This window comes from Ensifer sp. NPDC090286, from assembly GCF_044769565.1.
Lineage (GTDB): Bacteria > Pseudomonadota > Alphaproteobacteria > Rhizobiales > Rhizobiaceae > Ensifer.
Genome location: NZ_JBIVYF010000003.1, coordinates 489,456 through 514,712, shown reverse-complemented (window position 1 = coordinate 514,712; position 25,257 = coordinate 489,456). Strand labels below are relative to the sequence as shown.

At 62.4% G+C, this 25,257-nt stretch carries 30 protein-coding genes; 24 read left to right on the top strand and 6 right to left on the bottom strand.

Going from position 1 to position 25,257, the window contains the following annotated elements; translation table 11 throughout:
- The first annotated feature begins 18 nt into the window (after positions 1 to 18).
- From ACIQUG_RS17710 to visR, 12 genes are all read left to right on the top strand, one after another.
- On the top strand, positions 19 to 312 hold the full coding sequence (locus ACIQUG_RS17710; protein ID WP_043613068.1) for an STAS domain-containing protein: 294 nt from the start codon (positions 19 to 21) through the stop codon (positions 310 to 312).
- Positions 313 to 315: 3 nt separating this feature from the next.
- Positions 316 to 681, top strand: coding sequence for a response regulator (locus tag ACIQUG_RS17705; RefSeq protein WP_025425897.1), 366 nt, complete (start codon positions 316 to 318; stop codon positions 679 to 681).
- 19 nt (positions 682 to 700) lie between these two features.
- The gene (locus tag ACIQUG_RS17700) at positions 701 to 2,992 is read left to right on the top strand and encodes a chemotaxis protein CheA (protein WP_402323352.1); all 2,292 of its coding nucleotides are present in this window, start codon (positions 701 to 703) and stop codon (positions 2,990 to 2,992) included.
- Positions 2,993 to 2,997: 5 nt separating this feature from the next.
- Positions 2,998 to 3,468: a chemotaxis protein CheW gene (locus ACIQUG_RS17695; protein WP_043613065.1), complete on the top strand. Its 471-nt coding sequence runs from the start codon at positions 2,998 to 3,000 to the stop codon at positions 3,466 to 3,468.
- A complete protein-coding gene (cheR, locus tag ACIQUG_RS17690; RefSeq protein WP_402323351.1) occupies positions 3,465 to 4,373 on the top strand; it encodes a protein-glutamate O-methyltransferase CheR in 909 nt (302 codons plus the stop codon). The genes ACIQUG_RS17695 and cheR overlap by 4 nt, the downstream gene beginning before the upstream one ends.
- Positions 4,370 to 5,428 (top strand): protein-glutamate O-methylesterase CheB, encoded by a 1,059-nt coding sequence (gene cheB / locus ACIQUG_RS17685; RefSeq protein ID WP_402323350.1) that lies wholly within the window; start codon positions 4,370 to 4,372, stop codon positions 5,426 to 5,428. The genes cheR and cheB overlap by 4 nt, the downstream gene beginning before the upstream one ends.
- On the top strand, positions 5,428 to 5,817 hold the full coding sequence (locus ACIQUG_RS17680; protein ID WP_025425902.1) for a response regulator: 390 nt from the start codon (positions 5,428 to 5,430) through the stop codon (positions 5,815 to 5,817). The genes cheB and ACIQUG_RS17680 overlap by 1 nt, the downstream gene beginning before the upstream one ends.
- Positions 5,814 to 6,368, top strand: a complete 555-nt coding sequence (gene cheD, locus ACIQUG_RS17675) for a chemoreceptor glutamine deamidase CheD (RefSeq protein ID WP_043613058.1) — start codon at positions 5,814 to 5,816, stop codon at positions 6,366 to 6,368. Before ACIQUG_RS17680 ends, cheD begins: the two co-directional genes overlap by 4 nt.
- 73 nt (positions 6,369 to 6,441) lie before the next feature.
- Positions 6,442 to 6,834, top strand: coding sequence for a hypothetical protein (locus ACIQUG_RS17670; RefSeq protein ID WP_043613055.1), 393 nt, complete (start codon positions 6,442 to 6,444; stop codon positions 6,832 to 6,834).
- Between the two features lie 358 nt (positions 6,835 to 7,192).
- The gene (gene fliF / locus ACIQUG_RS17665; protein ID WP_205237095.1) at positions 7,193 to 8,869 is read left to right on the top strand and encodes a flagellar basal-body MS-ring/collar protein FliF; all 1,677 of its coding nucleotides are present in this window, start codon (positions 7,193 to 7,195) and stop codon (positions 8,867 to 8,869) included.
- Positions 8,870 to 9,711: 842 nt separating this feature from the next.
- On the top strand, positions 9,712 to 10,452 hold the full coding sequence (gene visN / locus ACIQUG_RS17660) for a transcriptional regulator VisN (RefSeq protein ID WP_402323349.1): 741 nt from the start codon (positions 9,712 to 9,714) through the stop codon (positions 10,450 to 10,452).
- A gap of 12 nt (positions 10,453 to 10,464) precedes the next feature.
- The gene (gene visR, locus ACIQUG_RS17655) at positions 10,465 to 11,211 is read left to right on the top strand and encodes a transcriptional regulator VisR (RefSeq protein ID WP_402323348.1); all 747 of its coding nucleotides are present in this window, start codon (positions 10,465 to 10,467) and stop codon (positions 11,209 to 11,211) included.
- A gap of 106 nt (positions 11,212 to 11,317) precedes the next feature.
- Here visR and ACIQUG_RS17650 read toward each other — a convergent pair whose 3' ends face one another.
- From ACIQUG_RS17650 to motA, 6 genes are all read right to left on the bottom strand, one after another.
- Positions 11,318 to 11,758 carry a hypothetical protein gene (locus tag ACIQUG_RS17650; protein WP_043613045.1) on the bottom strand — a complete coding sequence of 147 codons (441 nt, stop codon included), beginning with the start codon at positions 11,756 to 11,758 and terminating at the stop codon, positions 11,318 to 11,320.
- A gap of 5 nt (positions 11,759 to 11,763) precedes the next feature.
- Positions 11,764 to 12,840 (bottom strand): flagellar biosynthesis protein FlhB, encoded by a 1,077-nt coding sequence (flhB, locus tag ACIQUG_RS17645; RefSeq protein ID WP_043613043.1) that lies wholly within the window; start codon positions 12,838 to 12,840, stop codon positions 11,764 to 11,766.
- Between the two features lie 198 nt (positions 12,841 to 13,038).
- Positions 13,039 to 14,070 (bottom strand): flagellar motor switch protein FliG, encoded by a 1,032-nt coding sequence (gene fliG, locus ACIQUG_RS17640; RefSeq protein WP_402323347.1) that lies wholly within the window; start codon positions 14,068 to 14,070, stop codon positions 13,039 to 13,041.
- A 29-nt stretch (positions 14,071 to 14,099) separates the two neighbouring features.
- Positions 14,100 to 14,708, bottom strand: a complete 609-nt coding sequence (gene fliN / locus ACIQUG_RS17635; RefSeq protein WP_402323346.1) for a flagellar motor switch protein FliN — start codon at positions 14,706 to 14,708, stop codon at positions 14,100 to 14,102.
- A 60-nt stretch (positions 14,709 to 14,768) separates the two neighbouring features.
- Positions 14,769 to 15,704 carry a FliM/FliN family flagellar motor switch protein gene (locus ACIQUG_RS17630; RefSeq protein WP_402323345.1) on the bottom strand — a complete coding sequence of 312 codons (936 nt, stop codon included), beginning with the start codon at positions 15,702 to 15,704 and terminating at the stop codon, positions 14,769 to 14,771.
- A 4-nt stretch (positions 15,705 to 15,708) separates the two neighbouring features.
- The gene (gene motA, locus ACIQUG_RS17625; RefSeq protein WP_043613037.1) at positions 15,709 to 16,587 is read right to left on the bottom strand and encodes a flagellar motor stator protein MotA; all 879 of its coding nucleotides are present in this window, start codon (positions 16,585 to 16,587) and stop codon (positions 15,709 to 15,711) included.
- Between the two features lie 182 nt (positions 16,588 to 16,769).
- Between motA and ACIQUG_RS17620 the strand changes: the two genes are divergently transcribed.
- From ACIQUG_RS17620 to flgH, 12 genes are all read left to right on the top strand, one after another.
- Positions 16,770 to 17,549: a DUF1217 domain-containing protein gene (locus tag ACIQUG_RS17620; RefSeq protein ID WP_043613033.1), complete on the top strand. Its 780-nt coding sequence runs from the start codon at positions 16,770 to 16,772 to the stop codon at positions 17,547 to 17,549.
- A 2-nt stretch (positions 17,550 to 17,551) separates the two neighbouring features.
- Positions 17,552 to 18,277, top strand: coding sequence for a flagellar basal-body rod protein FlgF (gene flgF / locus ACIQUG_RS17615; protein WP_402323344.1), 726 nt, complete (start codon positions 17,552 to 17,554; stop codon positions 18,275 to 18,277).
- Positions 18,278 to 18,295: 18 nt separating this feature from the next.
- Positions 18,296 to 19,687: a flagellar protein export ATPase FliI gene (gene fliI, locus ACIQUG_RS17610; protein ID WP_402323343.1), complete on the top strand. Its 1,392-nt coding sequence runs from the start codon at positions 18,296 to 18,298 to the stop codon at positions 19,685 to 19,687.
- Entirely contained in the window at positions 19,687 to 20,241 is a 555-nt protein-coding gene (locus tag ACIQUG_RS17605; RefSeq protein ID WP_402323342.1) for a flagellar protein, read from the top strand. The genes fliI and ACIQUG_RS17605 overlap by 1 nt, the downstream gene beginning before the upstream one ends.
- Before the next feature lie 178 nt (positions 20,242 to 20,419).
- Positions 20,420 to 20,800, top strand: coding sequence for a flagellar basal body rod protein FlgB (flgB, locus tag ACIQUG_RS17600; RefSeq protein ID WP_034797574.1), 381 nt, complete (start codon positions 20,420 to 20,422; stop codon positions 20,798 to 20,800).
- A 5-nt stretch (positions 20,801 to 20,805) separates the two neighbouring features.
- On the top strand, positions 20,806 to 21,225 hold the full coding sequence (gene flgC, locus ACIQUG_RS17595; RefSeq protein WP_034796910.1) for a flagellar basal body rod protein FlgC: 420 nt from the start codon (positions 20,806 to 20,808) through the stop codon (positions 21,223 to 21,225).
- Positions 21,225 to 21,566, top strand: a complete 342-nt coding sequence (locus tag ACIQUG_RS17590) for a flagellar hook-basal body complex protein FliE (protein WP_043613027.1) — start codon at positions 21,225 to 21,227, stop codon at positions 21,564 to 21,566. The genes flgC and ACIQUG_RS17590 overlap by 1 nt, the downstream gene beginning before the upstream one ends.
- Positions 21,567 to 21,577: 11 nt before the next feature.
- Positions 21,578 to 22,366 (top strand): flagellar basal-body rod protein FlgG, encoded by a 789-nt coding sequence (gene flgG, locus ACIQUG_RS17585; protein ID WP_034796905.1) that lies wholly within the window; start codon positions 21,578 to 21,580, stop codon positions 22,364 to 22,366.
- Between the two features lie 17 nt (positions 22,367 to 22,383).
- On the top strand, positions 22,384 to 22,893 hold the full coding sequence (flgA, locus tag ACIQUG_RS17580) for a flagellar basal body P-ring formation chaperone FlgA (RefSeq protein ID WP_402323341.1): 510 nt from the start codon (positions 22,384 to 22,386) through the stop codon (positions 22,891 to 22,893).
- A complete protein-coding gene (locus tag ACIQUG_RS17575) occupies positions 22,890 to 24,005 on the top strand; it encodes a flagellar basal body P-ring protein FlgI (protein WP_402323340.1) in 1,116 nt (371 codons plus the stop codon). The genes flgA and ACIQUG_RS17575 overlap by 4 nt, the downstream gene beginning before the upstream one ends.
- A complete protein-coding gene (locus ACIQUG_RS17570) occupies positions 24,002 to 24,541 on the top strand; it encodes a MotE family protein (protein ID WP_043613023.1) in 540 nt (179 codons plus the stop codon). The genes ACIQUG_RS17575 and ACIQUG_RS17570 overlap by 4 nt, the downstream gene beginning before the upstream one ends.
- Positions 24,538 to 25,251 (top strand): flagellar basal body L-ring protein FlgH, encoded by a 714-nt coding sequence (flgH, locus tag ACIQUG_RS17565; protein WP_043613021.1) that lies wholly within the window; start codon positions 24,538 to 24,540, stop codon positions 25,249 to 25,251. Before ACIQUG_RS17570 ends, flgH begins: the two co-directional genes overlap by 4 nt.
- Positions 25,252 to 25,257 lie beyond the last annotated feature (6 nt).

Genomic DNA, 25,257 nt, shown 5'->3' with positions numbered 1-25,257 from the left:
CAGTCGAGGAAGACAGGAATGGCCAGCAAGAAGACCGCTCAGAAGACGCTTAGCCTCGCTCCGGTTTTGGACCTGAACGAGGCGACGGCACTGCACGAGAAGCTGCTCGCGCTCAAGGGCAGCGACATCGTGATCGACGCTTCTGCGGTCGAGCGGGTCGGGACGCTTTGTGTCCAGGTGCTGATGGCCGGCGCCAAGACCTGGGAAGAGGATCATTTGTCTTTCACCTTCAGCAAGGTGTCGGACGCTTTCGACAAAACGACACAGCTCATCGGGGTCGAGATCGACCACCTGATGGCAAAGGAGATTTGAGAAATGAAGAAGCGAGTTCTGACGGTCGACGACTCCCGGACGATCCGAAACATGCTGCTGGTCACGTTGAACAATGCCGGTTTCGAAACGATCCAGGCCGAAGACGGCGTCGAGGGCCTTGAGGTCCTGGAGGAAGCCAATCCGGACGTGATCGTCACCGACATCAACATGCCGCGTCTCGACGGTTTCGGCTTCATCGAAGGCGTGCGCAAGAACGATCGCTACCGCGCCATTCCGATCCTGGTACTGACCACCGAAAGCGATGCGGAAAAGAAGAACCGCGCGCGTCAGGCGGGTGCAACCGGCTGGATCGTCAAGCCGTTCGACCCGACCAAACTCATCGATGCAATCGAGCGCGTAACGGCCTGAAGTCCGGGGATAGCCTCCAATGGATATGAACGAAATCAAAGAGATCTTCTTCCAGGAATGCGAGGAACAACTCGCCGAACTGGAATCGGGTCTGCTGAAGCTCAATGATGGCGACCGCGACCCGGAAACGGTCAATGCCGTTTTCCGTGCGGTGCACTCCATCAAGGGTGGTGCCGGCGCCTTCGGGCTGGACGACCTGGTCTCCTTCGCGCACGTGTTCGAGACGACCCTTGATTGCGTTCGTTCCAACAGGCTCGATCCCGGTCCGGAAGTTCTGAAGGTGATGCTGAAGTCGGCCGACGTGCTCGCCGACCTCACCAACGCTGCGCGCGATGGCGGCAGCGTCGATGAGGCGCGCAGCCGCCAGCTGATCAAGGAACTCGAGGCGCTCGCAAACGGCGAAGTGCCGCAGGCGTCGGCAGCACCGGTCGAAGCGGTTGCCAAGCCGGTCGCCGCCGTGGCGCCGCCGCCGGTCAACGACGAAGGCTTCCAGCCGGTCGCCTTCTCCTTCGATGACTTCGACGCGGCCGAAGAACCGCCGCTGATGGAAATGCCCACCTACGAGATCGTCTTCAAGCCGAAGTCCGATCTCTACGCCAAGGGTAACGAGGCAACGCTGCTTCTGCGCGACCTCTCGCGCCTCGGCGAGATGAGCATCCACTGCGACATGGGCGCACTGCCGACGCTCGATCGGCTGAGCCCGGAAAGTGCTTATTTCTTCTGGAAGATCTCGCTCAAGACCGACAAGGGCGAGGACGCGATCCGCACCGTCTTCGAATTTGCCGAGTGGGATTGCGACCTGGAGATTTCGCTGATCGAAGACGAGGCGACGCAGTCGGGCGAAGAGCTGCCGATGCAGCCCGTTCCCTTCGACCTGTCGATCCTTGATGACGAACCGGCGGTATCGGTCGGTGTCGTCGAGGAAGAAGAACAGCTTGCCTCCCAGCAGCAGGATCGCGACGCCGCGGTTTCGGCTGCCGGCACGGCCAGCAACGTGCTGCAGATGGCGCAGTCCGCCGCCCGCGTACCGGCCGAAAAGGCGGCACCCGCTGCCAGTGCCGCCGCACAGAGCGCTGCCGCGCAACAGGCTGCCGCATCGGCTGCAACGCCGACTATCCGCGTCGATCTCGATCGCGTCGACCGCCTGATCAACCTTGTCGGCGAACTCGTGATCAACCAGGCGATGCTCTCGCAGAGCGTCGTCGAGAACGACACCAACGGTACGTCCTCGATCAATATGGGCCTCGAAGAGCTGCAGCAGCTCACCCGCGAGATCCAGGATTCGGTCATGGCGATCCGCGCCCAGCCGGTGAAGCCTGTCTTCCAGCGCATGTCGCGTATCGTTCGCGAAATCGCCGACATGACCGGCAAGTCGGTCCGCCTCATCACCGAAGGTGAGAACACCGAAGTCGACAAGACGGTCATCGACAAGCTTGCCGAGCCGCTGACCCACATGATCCGCAACGCGGTCGATCACGGCCTCGAAACGCCGGAAAAGCGCCTTGCCGCCGGCAAGAGCGCCGAAGGTACGGTCCGCCTGACGGCGAAGCACCGTTCCGGCCGCATCGTCATCGAGCTTGCCGACGACGGCGCCGGCATCAACCGCGAGAAGGTGCGCCAGAAGGCGATCGACAACGACCTGATCGCCGCCGATGCCAATCTGTCGGACGAAGAGATCGACAATCTGATCTTCCACGCCGGCTTCTCGACGGCCGACAAGATCTCCGACATCTCCGGCCGCGGTGTCGGTATGGACGTGGTCAAGCGCTCGATCCAGGCGCTCGGCGGTCGCATAAACATCTCCTCGAAGCCGGGCCACGGTTCGGTCTTCACCATGAGCCTGCCGCTGACGCTCGCCGTTCTCGACGGCATGGTGGTCACCGTTGCCAACCAGACGCTGGTTGTGCCGCTGACCGCGATCGTCGAAACGCTGCAGCCGGAAGCCTCGGCGATCCACTCCTTCGGCTCCAACCAGCGGCTCATCTCGATCCGCAACTCGTTCTGCCCGCTCGTCGACGTCGGTCGCATCCTCAACTTCCGCGCCATCCAGGCGAACCCGGTCGAGGGCGTCGCGCTCTTGGTGGAATCGGAAGGTGGCGGCCAGCGCGCTTTGATGGTCGATGCGATCCAGGGGCAGCGCCAGGTGGTGATCAAGAGCCTGGAAGCCAACTACACCCACGTGCCGGGTATCGCCGCCGCGACCATTCTCGGTGACGGCCGCGTGGCGCTCATCCTCGATGTCGACGCGATCGTCGCCGCCTCGCGCGGGCATTCGCTGAAACCTGAAATGTCACTTGCTGCAGTCGGATAATGACAATGACCTATGCCGCAAAAAATCTGACGACGGACGGACGGGAGCTGATCGCTTTCCGCGTCGGTGATCAGGAATTCTGCGTAAACATCATGCAGGTGCGCGAGATCCGTGGCTGGACGCCCGCGACATCCATGCCGCATGCGCCATCCTATGTGCTGGGTGTCATCAACCTTCGCGGTGCGGTGCTGCCGATCGTCGATCTCTCGGCCCGGCTCGGCATGAAACCGGCCGAACCGAACGTGCGCCACGTCATCATCGTCGCACAGGTCAAGAGCCAGGTCGTCGGCCTTCTGGTCGACGCTGTCTCCGACATCCTGACGATCACGGACGACAAGATCCAGCCGACGCCGGATGTCATCTCGTCGGAGTTCGAAAAGAGCTTTGCGCGCGGTGTGCTCGCGATCGAAGGCCGGATGATCTGTCTTATTGAACTGGAAGCGATCTTCCCGCAGGAAGAAAGGGAAGCCGCATGAGAAGCCAGATCATCGCCGAACAGAAGCTGTCGCCGGACGAGTGCCTGGCGAGCGGCGAGTATCCGTTGACCCGTCGCGATCTTACCGAGATCGCCGCGATGATCTATGCGGATGCCGGCATCTACCTCAACGAGACCAAGGCGTCGCTCGTCTATTCGCGGCTGTCGAAGCACATCCGCAATCTCGGGCTCAAAGGCTTCCGCGAGTATTGCCAGCTGGTCGCTTCGCCCGCCGGTGCGGCCGCACGGCGCGACATGCTTTCGCACCTGACGACGAACTTCACGCGCTTTTTCCGCGAGAACCATCACTTCGAGCACCTGAAGACCGACGTGTTGCCGGAGTTGATCGCGCGTGCCAAGGCCGGTGGCCGGGTGCGCATCTGGTCGGCCGCCTGCTCGGATGGGCAGGAGCCCTATTCGATCGCGCTGACGGTCCTGTCGCTGCTGCCGAACGCCGCCGACTACGACTTCCGCATCCTTGCGACAGACATCGACCCGAAGATCCTGGCGCTCGCTCGCGCCGGTGCCTACGACGCGACCGCGCTCGAAACCGTCAATCCGGCCATGCGCAAGCAATATTTCTCCGAGGTCAACAGCGGCGGCCGCTTCAAGTGGCAGGTCGATGATCGCGTCAAGCGGCTGATCACCTTCAACGAACTGAACCTGATGGCGCAGTGGCCGTTCAAGGGTCCGTTCGACGTCATCTTCTGCCGCAACGTCGTCATCTATTTCGACGAGCCGACGCAGATGAAGATCTGGTCGCGCTTCGCCGGCATGCTGAACACCGACGGTCACCTTTATATCGGCCATTCCGAACGGGTGTCCGGTGACGCCAAGGCGCACTTCGACAACATCGGCATTACCACCTACCGCCACACCGGCAAATTTCATGGAGGACGGGCATGACAGCTCCCGCTCGTGTTCTCGTCGTTGACGACTCCGCCACAATGCGTGGCCTGATCACCGCCGTGCTCAACGCCGATCCTGACGTGACCGTCGTCGGCCAGGCGGCCGACGCCATGGAAGCGCGCCAGGCGATCAAGCAGCTCGATCCCGATGTCGTCACCCTCGACATCGAAATGCCGAACATGAACGGCCTCGAATTCCTCGACAAGATCATGCGGCTGCGGCCGATGCCGGTCATCATGGTCTCGACGCTCACCCACAAGGGGGCCGAAGCCACGATCGCCGCACTTGAGATCGGCGCCTTCGATTGCGTCGGCAAGCCGCATCCCGGCGACCCGCATCCCTTTGCCGGCCTCGTCGACAAGGTGAAGGCAGCGGCTCGCTCGCAACGCAAGTTCATCATCACGGGTAACAAGGTTGCGGCGCCGGCTCCGGCCAATGCGAACACGGCGTCTGAATACCGGGCCGGTCGCAAGATTATCGCCATCGGCGCCTCGACCGGCGGCGTTGAAGCCCTGATCACGGTCCTGCAGAAGTTCCCGGCCAATTGCCCGCCGACGGTGATCACACAGCACATGCCGCACACCTTCACCAAGAGCTTCGCAGAACGGCTGAACCGCCTCTGCGCGCCTGCGGTGCAGGAGGCGACGGACGGTGCGCGGCTCGAAATCGGCAAGGTTTACCTGGCGCCCGGTGGCGAGCGCCATCTGCAGGTCGCCAATCCGACGGCGCCCTGCTGCCGGCTGGTGGACCGCGACCCGGTCAACGGGCATCGGCCTTCGGTCGACGTACTGTTCGATTCGGTCGCCGAGCTTGCCGGGCGCAATGCGATCGGTGTCATTCTGACCGGCATGGGGCGCGACGGCGCCTCCGGTCTCCTGAAAATGCGGCATGCCGGAGCAAAGACCTTCGGCCAGAACGAAAAGACATGTGTCGTCTACGGCATGCCGAGAGTCGCCTATGAATTGGGCGCCGTTGAAACCCAGCTCCCCCTCGGCTCCATCGGGGAGGAGGTCCTGAAAGCAGCGGCGCTCCGCAAGGAAGGAAGCGAATAATGTCCATCGCCGAAAAAATCAAAGTTCTGATCGTCGACGATCAGGTGACGAGCCGCCTGCTCCTGGGTGACGCCCTGCAGCAGCTCGGCTTCAAGCAGATCACCGCCGCCGGTGACGGGGAGCAGGGCATGAAGATCATGGCTCAGAACCCGCACCACCTGGTGATCTCCGACTTCAACATGCCGAAGATGGACGGGCTTGGTCTGCTGCAGGCGGTCCGTTCGAACCCGGCGACCAAGAAGGCGGCCTTCATCATCCTGACGGCCCAGGGCGACCGTGCCCTCGTCCAGAAGGCGGCCGCCCTCGGTGCCAACAACGTTCTGGCCAAGCCCTTCACCATCGAAAAGATGAAGGCTGCGATCGAAGCCGTATTCGGGGCGCTCAAATGAACATGGAAGCCGCCGGCAAGCGCGTGCATGTCATTCAGGGCGAGTACAAGGTCTTCAACGATCCCAACATCGTTTTGTCGACCATTCTCGGCTCCTGTGTGGCAGCCTGCATGCGCGATCCCGTGGTCGGCGTCGGCGGCATGAATCACTTCCTGCTGCCAGGTTCCGCGACGTCGCCCACATCCGGCGGCGACGCGACCCGCTACGGGGTCCACCTCATGGAGTTGCTCATCAACGGTCTCCTGAAACAGGGCGCTCGGCGAGATCGTCTCGAAGCCAAGATCTTCGGCGGCGCCAAGACGATCGCGCGGTTTTCCAATGTCGGAGAACAGAACGCCGCCTTCGCACGCCAGTTCCTGCTCGACGAGGGCATCCGTATCGTCGGCGAGAGCACCGGTGGCGAGCACGGTCGCAAGCTCGAATACTGGCCGTCGTCCGGCCGCGCCCGGCAATATGCCCTGACCGGCGTCGAAACGCAGCGCACGGTGCAACTGGAGGAACGCCCGATCGTCGCGCCGAAGCCGGCCGAAAGCTCCATCGAATTCTTCTGATCCTGCGAGGCAGGCGCCTCGCAGGCCCGAAATACGACTTCTACCGCAGCCCCGAGCCACGTGAGACATACACATGCAGACCGACTACCAGGCCCACATGCCGCACGTGGAAGAAGCGCTCCCCGAAGTGCTGATGCGCATCGTCACCGAATTGCACGACGTCGCCTATCTAATCGAGCGGATCGAGCCGCAGCTTGCCGGTGACCATGGTGCCGATGCGCTTGCCAATCCCGACAAGATGATGGTGCTGCAGGGCATCGACCTTGCGGTGCAGAAGACCCGCGGGCTGGCCGAATTCATCGACACGATTACCGCATCGATCCCGGACGCCTGGATGGTCGACGTCACCACGGCCGTCAATCTTGTGAAGCTTGCCGATATGAAAAAGGCACTTGGCAACGGCATGTTGCGCCACGGCCACTCCCAGCCGCTGACGAAGGCGGCCGGCGATTTCGAAGCGTTCTGACGCTTGCGAAGCGCGCTGCAAGGCGCGCGCCTGAGAATATCCTTTTATAATCAGCAGCTTGCTGCACCGTGTCCCGATGCCGTTGCGGCTCTGCGGCGAGGCTTGGCTGCGCCCGACGGCCCGTTTCGCGCCGGTGGATAAGTTTTGTGGCGAGGCTTCCGCCGCTTCGATTGGGCTCATCAAGCCAAGTTCGCGCAAGTTTCGTTTCCTACGGTCCGGATCGGGACTGGTGGATTCGCGCGCATTGGAAGTCGATACTCGGCATGTCGATACCCAGAAAACCCGAATGTTGGAACTGCGCAGGGCGCTCGGCCGATGATCGGCCCGATGACCTTGCGATACTGGGTGCGGAAACAGAATGAGTCTGTTGGATCAACTCTCGACGTTCACGAAGAACCTGAGCAGTCTCGGGCAAGGCAAGCTGATCGCGTTGGCGGCGGCTGGCATTGTTGCGGTCGGCATGGTGCTCGGGGCTGGAATTTACGTCAACAGACCCTCGTTCGAGACGCTATATGTCGGGCTCGAACGCAGCGATGTCACCCAGATCAGCATCGCGCTGGCTGAGGCCAACATCGATTTCAATGTTGGGGCTGACGGTGCCAGTTTGCAGGTTCCGGTCGGCATGACCAGCAAGGCGCGCCTGCTGCTGGCCGAGCGTGGCCTGCCGAGCAGCGCCAATGCCGGCTATGAACTCTTCGACAATGTCGGTTCGCTCGGCCTCACCTCCTTCATGCAGGAAGTGACCCGCGTGCGTGCCCTCGAAGGCGAAATCGGCCGCACCATCCAGCAGATTTCCGGTATCGCCGCCGCCCGCGTGCACATCGTGATGCCGGAGCGCGGCAGCTTCCGCAAGGCAGACCAGAACCCCACCGCCTCGGTCATGATCCGCGCCAGCGCCACGGTCGGCCGCAGCGCCGCCGCTTCGATCCGTCACCTCGTCGCCTCGTCCGTACCGGGGCTCGACGTCGATGACGTGACCGTGCTCGATTCGACCGGGCAGCTTCTCGCCTCCGGCGACGACCCGGCCAACAGCGCCCTTAATCAGTCGCTCGGCGTTGTCCAGAACGTGCAGACCGAGCTTGAGAAGAAGATCGACAACGCGCTTGCTCCGTTCCTCGGCATGGACAACTTCCGCTCGAGCGTCACGGCGCGTCTGAACACCGACACGCAGCAGATCCAGGAAACGGTCTTCGATCCGGAATCGCGTGTCGAGCGCTCGACCCGTGTGACCAAGGAAGAGCAGAAGTCCAGCCAGCAGCAGCCGGACAATGCCGCGACCGTACAGCAGAACATTCCTCAGGCCGCCCCGAAGGGTGGTGCCGGCCCGCAGTCGAGCGACCAGGCCGAGAAGAAGGAAGAACAGACCAACTACGAAATCAACAGCAAGACGATCGCCACCGTCAAGAACAGCTACACGGTTGAGCGGCTCTCCGTTGCCGTCGTCGTCAACCGTGGCCGCCTGGCAGCGATGGTGGGCGAGCCGGCCGACCAGGCCAAGATCGACGCCTATCTCGCTGACATGCAGAAGATCGTCGCCTCGGCTGCAGGCCTCGACACCAGCCGCGGCGATATCGTGACCCTGACTGCCATGGACTTCGTCGAGACGCAGCTGCTCGACCAGGCGGTTGCCGGCCCGGGTGTCATGGAAACGCTTACCCGCAACCTCGGCGGCATCATCAATGCGCTGGCCTTCATCGTGGTCGCCTTCCTGGTGGTCTGGATGGGCATGCGGCCACTGGCTCGCCAGCTCGGTCTCGGCGGCGGCGCCGGCCAGATCCAGGGGGAGGCCGCTGGCCTCGAGCTGCCCGACTTCTCTCCGGCCACTGCCGGCGCCGGTGGCGCGCTCATGGAAGGCTTCGGCTCGGACTTCGGCTTCGACAGCACCGACGACCTGCTCAGCATGGGCGACGACAGCGGCAGCTTCAACCGCCGCGTCAAGGAAGGGCCGGAGCGGCGCCTGGCTCGCATGGTCGAGATCAGCGAAGAGCGCGCGGCGAAGATCCTGCGCAAGTGGGCTCTCGACAAGGCGGCCTGACGGACAGAAAACGACCCCGGAACTTCTTGCAAATCCCGCCCTTGTGGCGGGATTTTTCTTGTCGCCGCCACGCCTCATCGCGCTTGCGCTGGGTTTTGGTGTTCGGGTCAAATATTGCCGGAGTCCGGCCGCCATATTTCATCTGGCGCCGAAATTGCTTCAAGTTTCCAACGGAGTCCGGTCGAGTCCTGGTGGAATCTCGGATGGTAATATTTTAACGATATCTTAATTTATAGATTCGGCGCGCCCGCATGACGTGCATTCCGCGTTGCTATCTACTATTCCGGATTCGGGCTATACAGAGTTCATCGCAAATATAACATTATTACTATAGAAATTTATTCTTTGACTTTCACAATTTATATATCGGTAAAATGAGCGGCGCCTGAAAATAGGCTGGTGCATTTGAGCAACAGCTATGAAAACAAAGTATAATATCGCGCGCATTCGAAATTCTCTGTGCGCGAAAAACCGTCCTTTTTTGGGATGAAATCCCATCATTTTCCTCTCGCGATGCCGCCCCCTCTCTCGTTCCGCGCGCGAAAATCGCTGATTTCCAAGAGAAAAGGCTTTTCCTTTCAAGGTGTTGCGATTCTAAGTCGGTTCTTGCCGCAGCAGATGGGTGTCGGCAGAGGCGTGCGATCGCGAATCGCGACATGCCGGCGATGCGAAGTAAATAGCCAGAAGAGGGCGATGTTTTTTTTCTCGCGTCGATGTACATTTTTAGCAGTTGATTCGCGTCCTGATCTGCGACTGGTGGTAATATTCGGCTTCGGCCGGCTGTTGGCGGCGGCAGCGCAAATGCAGTTCCGGGATGTGGATCCGGCACAGGGGCTGAACTCATGGACATTTCGCAAGCAGACATTGCTGTCTGGCCTTTGCCGACGGCACCGACACGCGCACGCGGCGGCGGGTTTTCGCGCGAGCAGCTTTTGCGACGACTGGGCGAAGTCGCCGGGCGCGGCGGTCTCGGAAGCGGTCTTTCGGCTCTGACGGAATATGTCGGCGCGAGTCACTATCTCCTGGCGCGCTATGATCTGTCGCAGGACAGCGGCCTCGACCACGTGGTCTGCTCGGACTGGCCTTTCGACGTCGTTCGGCGGCTTTCCGGCGTGATCACCGCGCTTCATGCCAAGACGACGGAACTGGAAAAGTGCCTCGCGGTGCTGCAGCCGTGTTTTCATGCGCTGCCCGACAATACCGAGTTGCCGCGCGGCATCAGCCGCGAATACTGCGCAATCACCTTCAATGTCGGGCGCCTGCGCTTCTCCCTGATGCTGCTGGTCCCGGACGACGTGATCCTGTCGCAGGAGAGCCTGCGGGACGTCACGCTTCTGGCGGGCTATCTGGCAAGCTTCACCACGCGCGCCGAAGTGCGCCATGACCGCGACTTCGAGCTGACCGAGCGCGAACTGGAGTGCCTGTTCTGGATTGCCGAAGGCAAGACCAGCGAAGAGATCGCGGTAATCCTGGGCATCTCGCGCAACACCATCAACAACTACATCACCAGCGTCATGCGCAAGACCGCGACCCGGACGCGGTCCGAAGCGATTGCCTACGCGGTGCGCAATAATCTTGTGTAAGGAACGGGCGCGATGACGCATTTTCTTGGCGGCGGGCGGATCGAGGACGAGCAGAAGCTCGCAAGAAACGGCAACCGCGCCGCGCGAGCGGCCACCTTGGTCACGCGCCTGCAAGCCATGCAGCGTCAGATCAACGCCAAGCACTTCGCAGTCTTGCGCCTCAACGGCAAGGGAACCGGCAGTGCCCGAAAGCTCACCTGCGTCCTCGACAACTGGGGCGTAGCAGCGGAAGCCAATGCCCATGATCTCGTCAACGCCTATGGCGAAGAACTGGTCGCGCATCTCGACCAGTCGCTGCTGCCGATCCTTTGGGACGGCGCCGGCGAGCACCAGGCGGCCGAGCTTTCCGAGCTTGCGCCTTTCGCGTATCGCCTGAAGGGTCGCAAGCTTCCCTATTCCGGCATTGCTTTCCCCGTCAGGCTCGGCGCCCAGGGCAACGGTTACGTCGTCTTTGCCGGCAGCTACGTCGACGCCTCCACGGAGCAGGTGGTCGATCTGCACGGCCGCAGCTGCATGATCATGACCGATCTTCTGGCGGCCGACGAGAAGCGCGTCGCCCCGGCGGAAACCTTGAGCGATCGCGAGATCGCCTGCCTGCAGATGGCGGGCGACGGTCACATCAGCGAAGAGATCGCCGAGCGCATGGGACTTTCGGTCCACACGGTCAACGCCTATCTGGGGGCTGCGACCACCAAGCTCGATTCGGTCAACCGCATCCAGGCGATCGCCAAGGCGATCCGCCTCGGCTACATCAGCTAGCCCCGGACACGACGGACCACGCCGGCCTTTTGGGCAGCGGAGCCGAGGGAATTGAACCTGCCAGCGTCAATCGCACGTCCAGACGAGATCCGTCCGAGTGGCGCTTTCAGCTCGCCAGCGGCAACTCGTAGGACTTGATGAATTTCGCCTCTGCGAGGCTCCGCGCCAGAAAGGCCGTGTTCTCGTCCGGGTCGGACGACGGGTTCTGGAAATTGATGTGGCTGATTTCGATCCCGGCCGTCTCGTTGCCGAGCGACAGGCGGACATAGATGGTCACGCCGCGGGGCTTCAGTTCGAGGTCGAGCACGATTTCCGGCTCGCTGTCCCAATCCAGATTGTAGTTGCCGCCGAGGCCGAAATTGACCGTGCCGGGCAGAAAATAGAGCTCCGCTGCCGATTCGACGAGGTCAGCGAGGCTGGCATAGGACTCGAACCGCAATAGCGCGATGAAATCGGCGGCGTCGATGAGACGCAGTTCGGTCGCCACAGGGCGAATTGCTTCAGCTACGATCTGTTCTCGCTTCTCGGAGAATTCGCACTTTTTCATCGGAGTTATGTCATCCGTTTTGGTTGCGACGCATGCACGCGGTGAATGAGTTCGGCAACTGCCTTGTAAAACACCGGTGGAATCACACTATCGACCGAGACTTGTGCAAACATGGAGCGTGCAAGCGGCGGGTCCTCGAAGACGGGAATGCCGTTTTTCTCTGCGATTTCACGGATCTTGAGGGCAACCAGGTCCTGGCCCATTGCCACGACGATAGGCGCGTCGCTCTCCTCGCGGACATAACGCAAGGCGACGGCATAGTGGGTCGGGTTGGCGATGACCAGCGTGGCGCGCGGCACCGACGAGATCATGCGTTTGCGCGCCCGGTCGCGCTGCATCGAGCGCAGGCGCGACTTGACGATCGGGTCGCCCTGCGCCTGCTTCATTTCCTCCTTCACTTCCTGCTTGGTCATCATCAGTTCGGTGTACCAATGGTGCCGCGACCAGAAGAGGTCGGCGATCGCCAGCACTGCAGTCGACAGCAGAATGACGATCATGATCTCGTTGAGGTCGCTCGCCATCGTCGAGAACATCGTGACCGGATCGGAAAACATCAGGTCGAGCGTGGCGAAATAGTCGTTCCAGAGCACCAGGACGACGACGACGGATACGATGATGATCTTGAACAGCGACTTGCCGAATTCGACCAGGCCCTGGATGCCGAAGATCCGCTTGAGCCCCGCCATCGGTGATACCCGATTGAGCTTGGGCTGGATGCGGTCGAGAACCGGCAGGGGTAAGTTCTGGAAGATGGAGGCGCCGACACCGAAGACGATCAGCAGGACGAAAACCGGGACAACCAGGGCCGTCGATTTCCAGATCAGATGGGTGATCAGGGCCACGACGTCGGTGGCGTTTTCCAGCCGCCAGGCCTCGGGTTGCTCGAAGATATCCTTGAGCGCCTCGGTGAGGGTGGCGACGCCGTCGGTCAGGAAGAAGACGAAGAAAATGTAGATCGCGAGCGTCGATGCGAACATCGTGGCTTCGCGCGAAAAGGGCACATTACCCTTTTCGGCGGCGTCGGAGATCTTCTTCTCTGACGGGGCTTCTGTTTTGCTGTCTTTATCCTGATCGTCCGACATGAGACAGGACGGCTCCCAGTTCCTCTGCAGCGACGCGCGTCCGGCGGACATACGCCCTGCATTGCGCCTCCTGTAGTGGACCCAGCGCGGGAACCAGGCAAGAGTTGAGCCCCGGCATTCGCCGGGGCTCAACAGAAATTACCCTTCGGGGAGCGGTCCGTTGGCCGCGTTGCGCGGCTCGTTGGACGGAGGCAGGCCTCAGGCGGCCTGCACGTCCTTTTCCTTGAGCTCGAGCTGTCCGTTCGCAGCCAGCCGGATGGCTTCCTGCGTGATCGAACGCCGTGCGATGGCGATATCGCGCGGGTTGATGCCGGCATCGCCCATGGCGAGATCGGACTCGATCATGCGGCGCTGGCGCGCGCCGATGGAGGCAAGCACCGATTCGCGCAGTTCCGACGTCGAGCCGCGCAGCGCCATCGTGATGATGTCGGTCGACACGTCGTTGAAGAGCTGAACGCGGCTGCGCTGCGGCATGTAGAGCACGTCGTCGAAGAGGAAGATCTTCGGACGAACCTTGTTGGCCGACGCGGTGCTGAGCGATTCGAGCGAGGCAAGCAGCGTATCGACCTGCGGCTTGTCGAGTTCGTTCATGACCTCGGCGATCTTGGCCGGGCCTGCCGAATTGCGCTCCGCTTCCATCTCGCCGATCATTTCCATGACGCGGTTTTCGATGATTGTGGCGGCCTTCGGGTTGACGTCCTTCATGTTGACGGCACGCTTCAGGATGTCCGGGCGCTGTTCTTCCGACAGCTGCAGCAGCACCTTGGCACCGAAGCTCGAAGGCATCATCGACAGCACGTAAGCGATCGTCTGTGCATGTTCCTTGGCAAGCTGGACGGAAACGGCGACCGGGTCGCATTCCTGCAGGCGATCCCAGATGTTGGCTTCGTAAGACTGGAACGTGGCGCGTCGGCCGAGCAGGCCGTCGACTTCGTCCGGCGTCAGGCCTTCCTCGAGAATGCTCTCGATCGCCTTGGCGTTGTCCATGAGGCCGGCGCCCTCGGTGAAGAGGTCTTCGAACTCGTTGACGAGGGCTTCGAGTTCATGCGGCGGAATGGCGCGCAGCGACTGTGCCGAGGCGATGATCGACTGCAGTTCGCTCTGGGTGAAGAACTTCAACAGCTTGCTGGCGACGCCCTTGCCCATGGCAAGCAGAACGGCCGCCGCCTTGTCCGTCTGGCTGAGCGGCCTTGATAGCGCCTGAGCCTCGAAACTTTCGAAATCCATCATGGATTCATCCTTCGCCCAATCATTGGGCCCTATGACTTCTTATTGCCCTTGATCTCGATGAGTTTGACGCCGAAGCGGGTATCGTCGCCTTCGAGAACAGTAATTTCGCCACGGCCGATCACGCGACCGTTGACCATGATCTCCACCGGCTCGCCGATGCGGCGATCCAGCGCGATCGTTGCGCCTTCGCTGAGGTTCATGAGGCCCGAGACCTGCATCCGGCTCGAGCCGAGCACGATCTGCACATCGATCGGAATGTCCATGATCAGATCGAGATTGGCGTTCATGCCGCTGCCGGGCGGCGTATCGACGGCCGCATCAGCGCTGTCGAAGGACGTCGCGGCAAAATCCGTGCCGCCGAAATCGCTCGTCGCGGCCGCGCCGCCGAGATCGGCGCCGAAGTCGCTGGAGCCGAAATCGCCGCCGAATGCGTCGAGGCCGCCAGCGGCCGGTGCGCCAAAATCACTGCCGAAATCGGTCGTGCCAAGCGTTTCGCCGCCGAATTCGGAGCCGAAAGCATCAGGCGTGTCGGAATCCTGCTTCAGGACACCGCGCAGGTCGTTGATCGCCTGGTCGAGTTCCATATCTCCGACAGTGACTTCGGCCTGTTCGTTGATGGGTGCTTTTTTGGGTGCCATGTGAGAACTATTCCAGTTGAAGCTTGCCTCAGGCATGCTGCGAGCGCGCGGCAGGCCGATTTAACTCATGATGTGGCGAAGGATGTCCTGTTCGGATCCGTGCGTATCCTTGACCCGAACCGTGTATTTCGATCCGGCGCGCCCGAATTCGCAGACATAGAGGTCGCGGCCATTGGCGTTGACGTCGACGCGAACGTCCTGGGCATCGAGGAAGGGAATGACGTCGCCCGGTTGCAGGCGGCTGATCGTGTCGAGCGTCAGGCTTTCGAGCCGGATGCGCGCCTCGATCGTCACCGCCGAACGGCGAACCTGCTCCTCCAGCTGTTCCGTCCACTCGGCCTTTGCCTTGCGCTGCTGTCCGCTTCCCTTGGGGAAGACGATCGTCGTCTTCAGAAGCACGCTTTGCGGAACGATGATCGAGAAGGTGGAAAGCACGGGGCCGAAGCCGATCGTCATGTCGATCGCGCCGGCGTGAACGTCCTCGATCATCGGATCGGGCTTGGCGCGCGCCACGCTGTTGAGCGGGCGTTCGACGATCGGCTCGAAGCTGCCAGGCGCATTGACGGCCGTCCTGAGCACGTCGGCGATCTTCTCGAACAGCGGCACGGCCACGTCGATTTCGATCTGGGAAAGGGCGCGCGGCTGTGGCTCCTCGATGCCGGCGGGCTCGGCGCCGAGCAGCGCCTCCACCAGAGCGATGATGATCGGGCTGTCGCAGCCGATCTGAAAGTCCGTGCACCAGTTGCGCAGCGAAACCTCGCTGATGAGCACGCCCGTGCCCATCGACGAGATCAAGTCGCGGCGCATCCCGGTCCGGTGGCCGGCATAGCCGATGGTGATGTCGAGACCCGTCTCCGCCCGGCACATGTCCGGCAGGAATTCGCCGAAGACCTGGCCGAGTTCGAGGGCCAGCCGGCCGATCACCCGGTCGTCGCCGAGCGCGCCGGTCATACGCGCGAGGAGCTTGCGGTCGAATGCGTGAACGTTGGAGGTCATCAGATCAAGCCGCCTTGCTTTCGCCGCCGCCGCCGGGGTTCATCATTTCCTGCTCGACCGCGTCGATCGACGGACGCTCGTAGGCCGAGATGGTCTTGCGGCCATATTCGAGAGCAACCTGCGGAACCGAGCCGTTCATGTAGGCAAGCAGTGTCTGCTTGACGATGATGTAGAGCCGGTTCTGCTTCTCGCGCACCGATTTGACGTTGGCCACGAGCGGCGCGACGATCGAATAGGAAAGAAACACGCCGAGCAGTGTGCCGACGAGAGCGGCCGCGATCTTGGCGCCCAGAACTTCGGGCGCCTCGCTGATCGCGCCCATCGCCTTGATGACGCCGAGAACAGCCGCGACGATACCGATCGCCGGGAAGGCGTCGCCCATCGTGTTCAGCGCGTGGTAGCACTTCATCTTGTCGTGCGTGATGGTCTGGATTTCCTCGTCCATCAGCGCTTCGATCTCGTGCGAGCGGGCGTTTCCAATGATGATCAGGCGCACGTAGTCGCAGATGAAGGCGGTCAGTTCCTTGTTCTTCAGAACCGTCGGCGCCGACTGGAAGATCGTGGATTCCTCGGGGTTGTCGATGTGGCTTTCGATCTCGTTGCGCGACTTGGTGCGCAGGTCGCGCATCAGCGAATAGAGAACGCCGAGCGTGTCGAGATACTCGCGCTCCTTCGGCACCTTGTGGCGAAAGGCTTCGCCAAGCGCCTTGCCGGTATCCTTCACCACCTTCATCGAGTTGGCCATGATGAAGCCGCCGACGCCGGCGCCGCCGATGATCAGCAGTTCGAACGGCTGGTTGAGAACTTCCATGTGGCCGCCCATCGCCAGATAGCCGCCGAGGATACAGCCGAACGTCACAAGAAGTCCGATGATGATGTTCATATTCGATACCTGTCGCGATCTTATTTTCCGCTAAGGGGATACGGTTTCATCCTTGCGTGAGGCTGGCCGGTCCTGGCGACAGGGCCACCTGGCGGAACAGGTTCGCGCAAGGCTGTCCGGTCAGGATTTGTCAGAACAGGCTCAGGGGCTGCCTGTCTCATTCCGGCAGGGGCGGAGCGATCGTGACCACGACCTATACGAGCTACAAGCTGATTACGGCCGACTTGACGAAGTCGCTGGCCCGCGTTGCCGAGCAGCCGGACGTGGCGCGCGAGACCGCGTACTATCTGTCGAAGATCGGCGACGTCAAAACGATCGACGACTTCTTTGCCGATACCCGGCTCTACAATTACGCGATGAAGGCGCACGGCCTCGAAGACATGGCCTATGCCAAGGCCTTCATGCGCAAGGTGCTGACGGAAGGTGTCGACAACGAAGATGCCTTCGCCAACAAGCTGACCGACAATCGCTACAAGCAGCTCGTCGAATCGCTGAATTTTGCAGCCCACGGCGCGGCCGCCACGTCCTTCGATCGTGCGCAAAAGGGCGTCGCAGAAAAATACACGCGCCAGACCCTGGAACAGGACGCAGGCGAAGAGAATGCCGGCGTCAGGCTTGCGCTTTATTTTTCCCGCATGGCGCCGACGATCAACAGCGGTTACGCCATCATCGCCGACGAGGCGATCGCCCAGGTGGTGCGCACGGCCCTGCAACTGCCCGACGAATTTGCAGCGACCAATGTCGATCGCCAGGCCGAGACCTATGAACAGGCGCTCGATTTCAAGGACTTCCAGGACCCGACCAAGGTTGCCGATTTTCTCGACCGGTTCACTGCGCTCTGGGAAACCAAAAATTCAACGGACGGTTATGATCCGCTCGCGGTCTTCGGCTCGTCGAGCGGCTACGGCATTTCTTCCGATCTTCTCCTGTCCATCAACAGCCTGAAACTCGGGGGAAACTGAGCGTGCAAACCGGTCTTTACGTCGCGATTTCGTCGCAGATGGCGCTTGAAAAGCGCCTCAACACACTTGCCGACAACATCGCGAACGCCAACACCGTCGGCTTCCGTGGCACCGAGGTGAAGTTCAACCAGATGCTCGGCGACACCAAACCGACGAAGGTCGCCTATGTCAGCAAGGGCGAGGAGTTCCTGAACACCAGCAACGGCTCGCTCTCGCGCACCGGATCGGCGCTCGACTTTGCCATCAAGGGCGATGCCTGGTTCCAGATCGAGACGCCATCCGGTCAGGCGCTGACGCGCGACGGGCGTTTCACGCTGACGGACACCGGCGAACTCGTCACCATCCGCGGCTATCCGGTGCTCGACGCCGGCGGCGCGCCGATCCAGCTCAACGGCAATGGCGGTGAAATCACTGTCGGCGCCGATGGCGCGCTTCATCAGAACGGCGTCGCCGTCGCCTCGCTCGGCCTTTACGAGGCCGACTTCAGCCAGGGCTTCATCCGTCTCGACAACAGCGCCGTTCAACCGGCAGCGCAGGTCGAGCCGGTGGTCGACCGGTTCGATGTGGGCGTCATGCAGGGTTTCGTCGAGGAGTCCAACGTCAATGCCATCCAGGAAATGTCGCAGCTGATCATGGTCACCCGCGCCTTCGACCAAATCACCGCCCTCTTGCGTGACAGCGAAGGATCGCTCGAAGAAGCGGTCAAGACGCTTGGCGGCAGTCGTTAATCTGTGACGGACATCGGCATGCAAAGCGAAGGCCTGAAACCGAGCGCGGAATCGACATCTCTGGCGGCACTTGCCGGCCTGGTCGAGCGCTATGCCAAGCCCGAATTCTCGATCGCGCCCGGCGGTCACGTCCAGACGATCTCGCCCGGCCACTACACGGTAACCGGCCTGTCGCGACATGTCCGGCTCGGCGATTTCGTCGCCCACAAGAGCGTCACCGGCACCCATCTCGGCGAGGTGGTCCGGGTCGAACCGGAGCGGGTGGTCGTCTGCCCGATCGAGCCCGGAGACCCGATCGGCATCCATGACACCGTCATTCGCAAGGGCGCCTTCCGCGTCGCGCCGACCGACCAATGGTGCGGCCGCGCGATCAATGCGCTCGGCGAGCCGATCGATGGTCTCGGTCCCCTGCAACAGGGCGACGTGCGCCGCTCGATCACCAACACCGCGCCGCCGTCGATGACGCGCAAGCGGGTCGAGAAGGGTTTCCTGACCGGCGTGCGTGCGATCGACATCTTCTCGCCGCTCTGCCTCGGCCAGCGTCTCGGCATCTTCGCCGGCTCCGGCGTCGGCAAGTCGACGCTGCTCTCCATGCTGGCGCGGGCCGATGCCTTCGACAAGGTGGTAATTGCGCTGGTCGGCGAACGCGGCCGTGAAGTGCGCGAATTCATCGAGGATACGCTGGGCGACAATCTGGCGAAGTCCGTCGCGGTCGTCGCGACAAGCGACGAGAGCCCGATGCTGCGCAAGATGGCGCCGCTGACCGCCGTCACCATCGCCGAGCATTATCGCGACAACGGTGACAACGTTCTGTTGATCGTCGACAGCGTCACCCGCTTCGCCCATGCGATCCGCGAGGTCGCAACCGCGTCCGGCGAGCCGCCGATCGCGCGCGGCTATCCGGCCTCGGTCTTCACCGAACTGCCGCGCCTGCTGGAGCGTGCCGGCCCGGGCATCGAAGGCGCCGGCACGATCACGGCGATCATCTCCATCCTCGTCGACGGCGACAACCACAACGATCCGGTCGCCGACTCGACTCGCGGCATCCTCGATGGCCACATCGTGCTCGAGCGCAGCCTTGCGGAGGAGGGGCGGTATCCGCCGATCAATCCGCTCGCCTCGATCTCGCGTCTGGCGCGCAAGGCCTGGACCCCCGACCAGGAGAAGCTGGTCTCGCGCCTGAAGGCGCTGATCCACCGCTTCGAAGAGACCCGCGACCTTCGCCTGATCGGCGGCTACCGCCCGGGTGGCGATCCTGACCTCGACATGGCGATCAAACAGGTCCCGGTCATTTACGAGGTACTGACGCAGACCGCCGGTGAGCGCCCGGCACAGGACGCCTTTTCCGATCTCGCCAACGCGCTGAAGGCGGCGGCGATGGGCAATCAGCCGGGTGCGAGAGCGAGGTGATGACCATGACCGATTATGATGCGGACGAGATGGTTCATCAGCGCAAGCGCAGCCGCATGCCGATGACCGACAAGTTCCTGGCCGCGACCGGCGTGGCGCTTGCCGCCTTCGCGACCTTCTTTCCCTGGTATGCCTTCTTCCATCAGGACAAGTTCACCATGCCGCCCTTGTGGCAGGGCTCGACCCGCGACCTGCCGGAGCGCGCCGCGCGCAACGTCGTCTCGGTCTCCCCGCTTGCCATGCCCGACGCGGACGGCGAGACCATGGCCGCCATCGACCAGCTGACGACGGCGACCGTGCCCGGCATCGGCGCTGGTCCGGGGCCGGAAGGGACAGCCGCAGAAGAGGGGCTGTCACAGCCCTTTCCCGGCAAGTCCGGCTTCAAGCTGATGCATGTCGCCAATGGTCGTGCGCTGATCGAGGATGCGAGCGGCATGTACATCGTGCGCGTCGGTTCGGTTCTGCCCGACAACACGCGTCTTGCCACGCTCGAACAGCGGGATGGCCACTGGGTGATGATCACCTCCTCCGGCGAAATGTACCAGGCCAACTGATTTAGGCCTGCTTTCTTGCCTCTGACCGCCGCGCCATCTCTGACGGATGACGCGGCTTTCCGCCTTTTGTGGGCAATCTCCGGCCGTCGCCGCCGCGTTCCCTCGGGCATCGCTTTCCGACGAAAGTCCCACGCAAGATTACCGGCCTAGGTTCGCATCACCAAGCATGGAGCTTTTGATGCAACCGATTCAGCTTTTCGAACTCGCGTCCCGGCAGGCCCAGTGGCTGACCGTTCGCCAGAACGTGGTGGCCGGCAACATCGCCAATGCGAACACGCCGCACTACAAGGCCAAGGACGTCAAGCCGTTCGAGAGCGTTCTGCAGGACGCCGGCATCCAGATGGCGGCGACCAACAAGATGCATTTCACGGACGGCCTCGCAGCCTCTCAAGTGGCTGAAGTCGGCATGGTCGACGGTGTGCAGATCCAGCAATCGGGCAACAGCGTCGCGATCGAGCAGGAAATGATGAAGACCGGCGAGATCAAGCGCGACTACGAGCTCTCCGCGGGCCTTGTGAAGGCCTTTCACCGAATGATGCTAATGGCGGTACGGAAGTAAGAACCATGGATCCATTGACCTCGGCCCTCAAGGTATCGGCCTCCGGCCTGCAGGCGGAATCGACCCGCCTGCGCATCGTCTCCGAAAACATCGCCAACGCCCGCTCCACCGGCGATACGCCGGGCGCGGATCCCTATCGCCGCAAGACCATCAGCTTTGCTGCCGAAGTGGACCGCGCAAGCGGCGCCTCGCTGGTCGAGATCGAGCGCCAGGGTACGGACGATTCGGACTTCAACATCGAGTTCGATCCGGGCAATCCGGCCGCCAACGAAAAGGGCATGGTCAAGCTGCCGAACGTCAACATCCTGGTCGAGATGGCCGATATGCGCGAAGCCAACCGCGCCTATGAGGCGAACCTGCAGACCATCAAGCAGTCCCGTGACCTGATTTCCCAGACAATCGACCTGTTGAGAGCCTCGCAATAATGATCGATGCAGTTAAATCCCTCGGCGCGTTCTCGGTCACCAAAGAGACCGACGGCACCCACTCTACGTCATCCTCGTCGTCGATCTTCGGCATGCCGGCCGCCACCCAGGGCGTGCCGCAGGGGCAGAGCTTCGCTTCGGTTCTCGGCGACATGGCGACCGACGCCATCGGCGCGATGAAGAAGGCGGAAGGCATGTCGCTCGACGGCATTCGCGGCCAGGCAAACACCCGTGAGGTGGTCGATGCGGTGATGAGCGCCGAACAGTCGCTGCAGACCGCGATCGCGATCCGCGACAAGGTGGTCACCGCCTACCTCGAAATTGCGCGCATGCAGATCTGAAGGAACGAGACATGAAGGCCCTTTCCATTGCCGCCACCGGCATGAACGCCCAGCAGCTGAACCTCGAAGTCATCGCGAACAACATCGCGAACATCAACACGACGGGTTACAAGCGCGCGCGTGCCGAGTTTTCCGATCTGCTGTACCAGACCGAACGCGCCCAGGGCGTGCCGAACCGCTCCAACCAGGCGATCGTCCCGGAAGGCGCGATCATCGGCCTCGGCGTGCAGACGGCAGCCGTGCGCAATCTTCACATCCAGGGCAGCATGGTTTCGACCGGCAACGAGTACGACCTGGCGCTGATCGGCCGCGGCTGGTTCCAGGTCGAAACGCCCGATGGCGAGACGGTCTATACCCGCGCCGGCGCCTTCAACAAGAATGCCCAGGGCCAGCTCGTAACGATCGACGGCTACACCGTTGTTCCGGGTATCACCGTTCCGCAGGACGCGACCGACATCGTCTTCACCAGCTCCGGCCAGGTGATGGTGCGCATCGGCAACGACCCCGCCATGCAGGAAATCGGCCAGCTGACGATCGCCAACTTCGTCAACGAGGCGGGCCTCGAGCCGCAGGGCGAAAACCTCTTCAAGCAGACGCCGGCCTCCGGCGACGCGATCGTCGGCACGCCGGCCGATCCGGGCTTCGCGCAGATCAAGCAGAAGTATCTCGAAGCGTCCAACGTCGATCCGGTCAAGGAAATCACCGATCTGATCTCGGCGCAGCGCGCCTACGAGATGAACTCCAAGATCATTCAGGCCGCCGACGAAATGGCGGCCACGGTGAGCAAGAACCTCAGGTAACGAAAGAGGGGGCAAACATGACGTTTCGCCGATCCGCAGACATCAAGGCTTCGAAGGCCGGCCGCGCCAGGGCGCGGCGGCTGGCGGCTGGCGCGCTCTTTGCCGCCGCTTTCCTGTTGCCTTCGGCAGGTTATGCGGAACGGCTGACGGCGGTAATCCCCACGCAGACCATCTATCCGGGCGAAACCGTCGATGCGAGCCGCGTCGAAGTCGTCGACGTCACCAACCCCGATCTCGCCGACGGTTACATCAGAACCCTGGGCGAGATCGACGGCAAGGTCACCAAGCGCACGCTTCTTCCCGGCCGGGTGATCCTCGCGAGCGCGCTGCGGGAGCAGTACGCCGTCGAGCGCGGTTCGACCGTGCGCCTCGTCTTCAGCAATGGCGGCCTGACCATCAGCGCTGCCGGATCGCCGCTCCAGGACGCCGCCGTCGGCGAACTGATCCGGGCGCGCAACATCGATACCGGCGTCATCGTTTCCGGAACGGTGATGGCCGACGGCACTGTCCATGTGGTGGCGAAATGAAAATGCTTGCATGCAAATGGTTCCTGTCGCTGGCCGTCGCGTTCTCCATGGCGCTGACGCCCGCCTTCGGCGCATCCAGGATCAAGGACGTCGCCTCGCTTCAGGCGGGCCGTGACAACCAGCTCATCGGATACGGCCTTGTCGTCGGCCTCCAGGGCACGGGCGACAGCCTGCGCTCGTCGCCGTTCACCGACCAGTCAATCCGCGCGATGCTGCAGAATCTCGGCATCTCCACCCAAGGCGGCGAGTCCCGGACGCGCAACGTCGCGGCCGTGCTGGTGACGGCGAACCTGCCGCCTTTCGCCAGCCCCGGCAGCCGCGTCGACGTCACCGTCGGATCGCTCGGCGACAGCACGTCGCTGCGTGGCGGCACACTGGTCATGACCTCGCTTTCAGGCGCGGACGGCCAGATCTATGCGGTTGCGCAAGGCTCCGTCGTCGTCACCGGCTTCAACGCGCAGGGCGATGCTGCGACGCTCAACCAGGGTGTCACGACGTCTGGTCGCGTGCCGAACGGCGCCATCATCGAGCGCGAGCTGCCGTCGAAGTTCAAGGACGGCTTCAACCTTGTGCTGCAGCTGCGCAATCCTGATTTCTCGACCGCTGTCGGCATGGCCGCAGCGATCAACAAATATGCGGCCCAGCAATATGGCGGTCGCATTGCGGAAGCCCGCGATAGCCAGGCCGTTCTCGTCGAGAAGCCGAAGATGGCGGATCTGGCGCGACTGATGGCCGACATCGAAAACATCGTCATCGAAACCGACGTGCCCGCGCGCGTCGTCATCAACGAACGCACCGGCACGATCGTCATCGGCCAGGATGTCCGGGTCAACGAGGTGGCCGTCAGCTACGGAACCTTGACCGTGGAAGTCAGCGAGACGCCGACGGTGGTGCAGCCGCTGCCCTTCTCGCGCGGACAGACGGCGATGGAACCGAACACGACCATCAACGCGCAGTCCGACGGCGGCACGGTGGCGATCCTCAACGGGTCGAGCCTTCGCTCGCTCGTCGCCGGCCTCAACAACATCGGCGTCAAGCCGGATGGCATCATCGCTATCCTGCAGAGTATCAAGTCGGCCGGTGCCCTCCAGGCGGAGCTCGTGCTGCAATGACGGCAAACGACAATCATTCTCTCGGCCTGACGCCCAAGCTGCTGCTCGCCGCAGCGGCTGTCGCGTCCATGCTCTCGATGCCCGGCGCCTTCGCCCAGGACGTCACGGCGCCGCCGGCCAGCGATGCGACCCAGAACGAGATCCAGCAGTTCTGCACCAACATCGCCGATGCCGCGCGCGACCAGCGCTATGTGCTGCAGCGCAAGGATCTCGAAACGCTGCAGGCCAGCATCGACGAGCGTATCGCAACGCTTGAAAAGCGCCGCGACGAATACGAAGACTGGCTGAAGCGCCGCAACGATTTCCTGAAACAGGCGGAACTCAACCTCGTCGGCATCTACAAGACGATGAAGCCGGACGCGGCTGCCGGCAAGCTTGAGATGGTGAGGCCCGAAATTGCCGCCGCCATCGTCATGCAGCTGCCGGCGCGCCAGTCGTCGTTGATCCTGAGCGAAATGAGCGACGAGAAGGCGGCGGTCCTCACCAACATCATCTCGAGCGCCAGCGACCCGAACACCTCGAAGGAACCATCATGAAAACGCGTCTAACGGCTATACTGACCGGGGCCGCCCTCCTTGCGGGATGTCAGAACCAGGCGCTCAACGAAATCGGCCGCGCGCCGTCGATGAGCCCGATCGGCAGCGGCCTGCAATATTCGCAGACGCCGCAGCTGGCGATGTATCCGAAGCAGCCGCGCCAGATGACGAACGGCTATTCATTGTGGAACGACCAGCAGGCGGCCCTCTTCAAGGACGCACGCGCGATCAATGTCGGCGACATCCTGACGGTCGACATCAAGATCAACGAAGGCGCCACCTTCGACAACAAGACCGACCGCAGCCGCAAGAATGCGAGCGGCTTCAACATCGGCGCCAACGGCAAGTCGCAGACGAGCGATTTCGATTGGTCGGGCGAACTGAAATACGGCTCGAACACCAAGACCGAAGGCGACGGCAAGACCGAGCGCTCGGAAAAGCTGCGCCTGCTCGTTGCGGCCGTCGTGACCGGCGTGCTCGAAAACGGCAACCTGTTGATCAGCGGTTCGCAGGAAGTGCGCGTCAACCATGAACTGCGCATCCTGAACGTCGCCGGCATCGTCCGGCCGCGGGACGTCGATGCCGACAACGTCATCTCCTACGACCGCATCGCCGAGGCACGCATCTCCTACGGTGGCCGTGGCCGCCTGACTGAAGTGCAGCAGCCGCCCTACGGCCAGCAGTTCATGGATCTATTTTCGCCGATCTGATCGGCA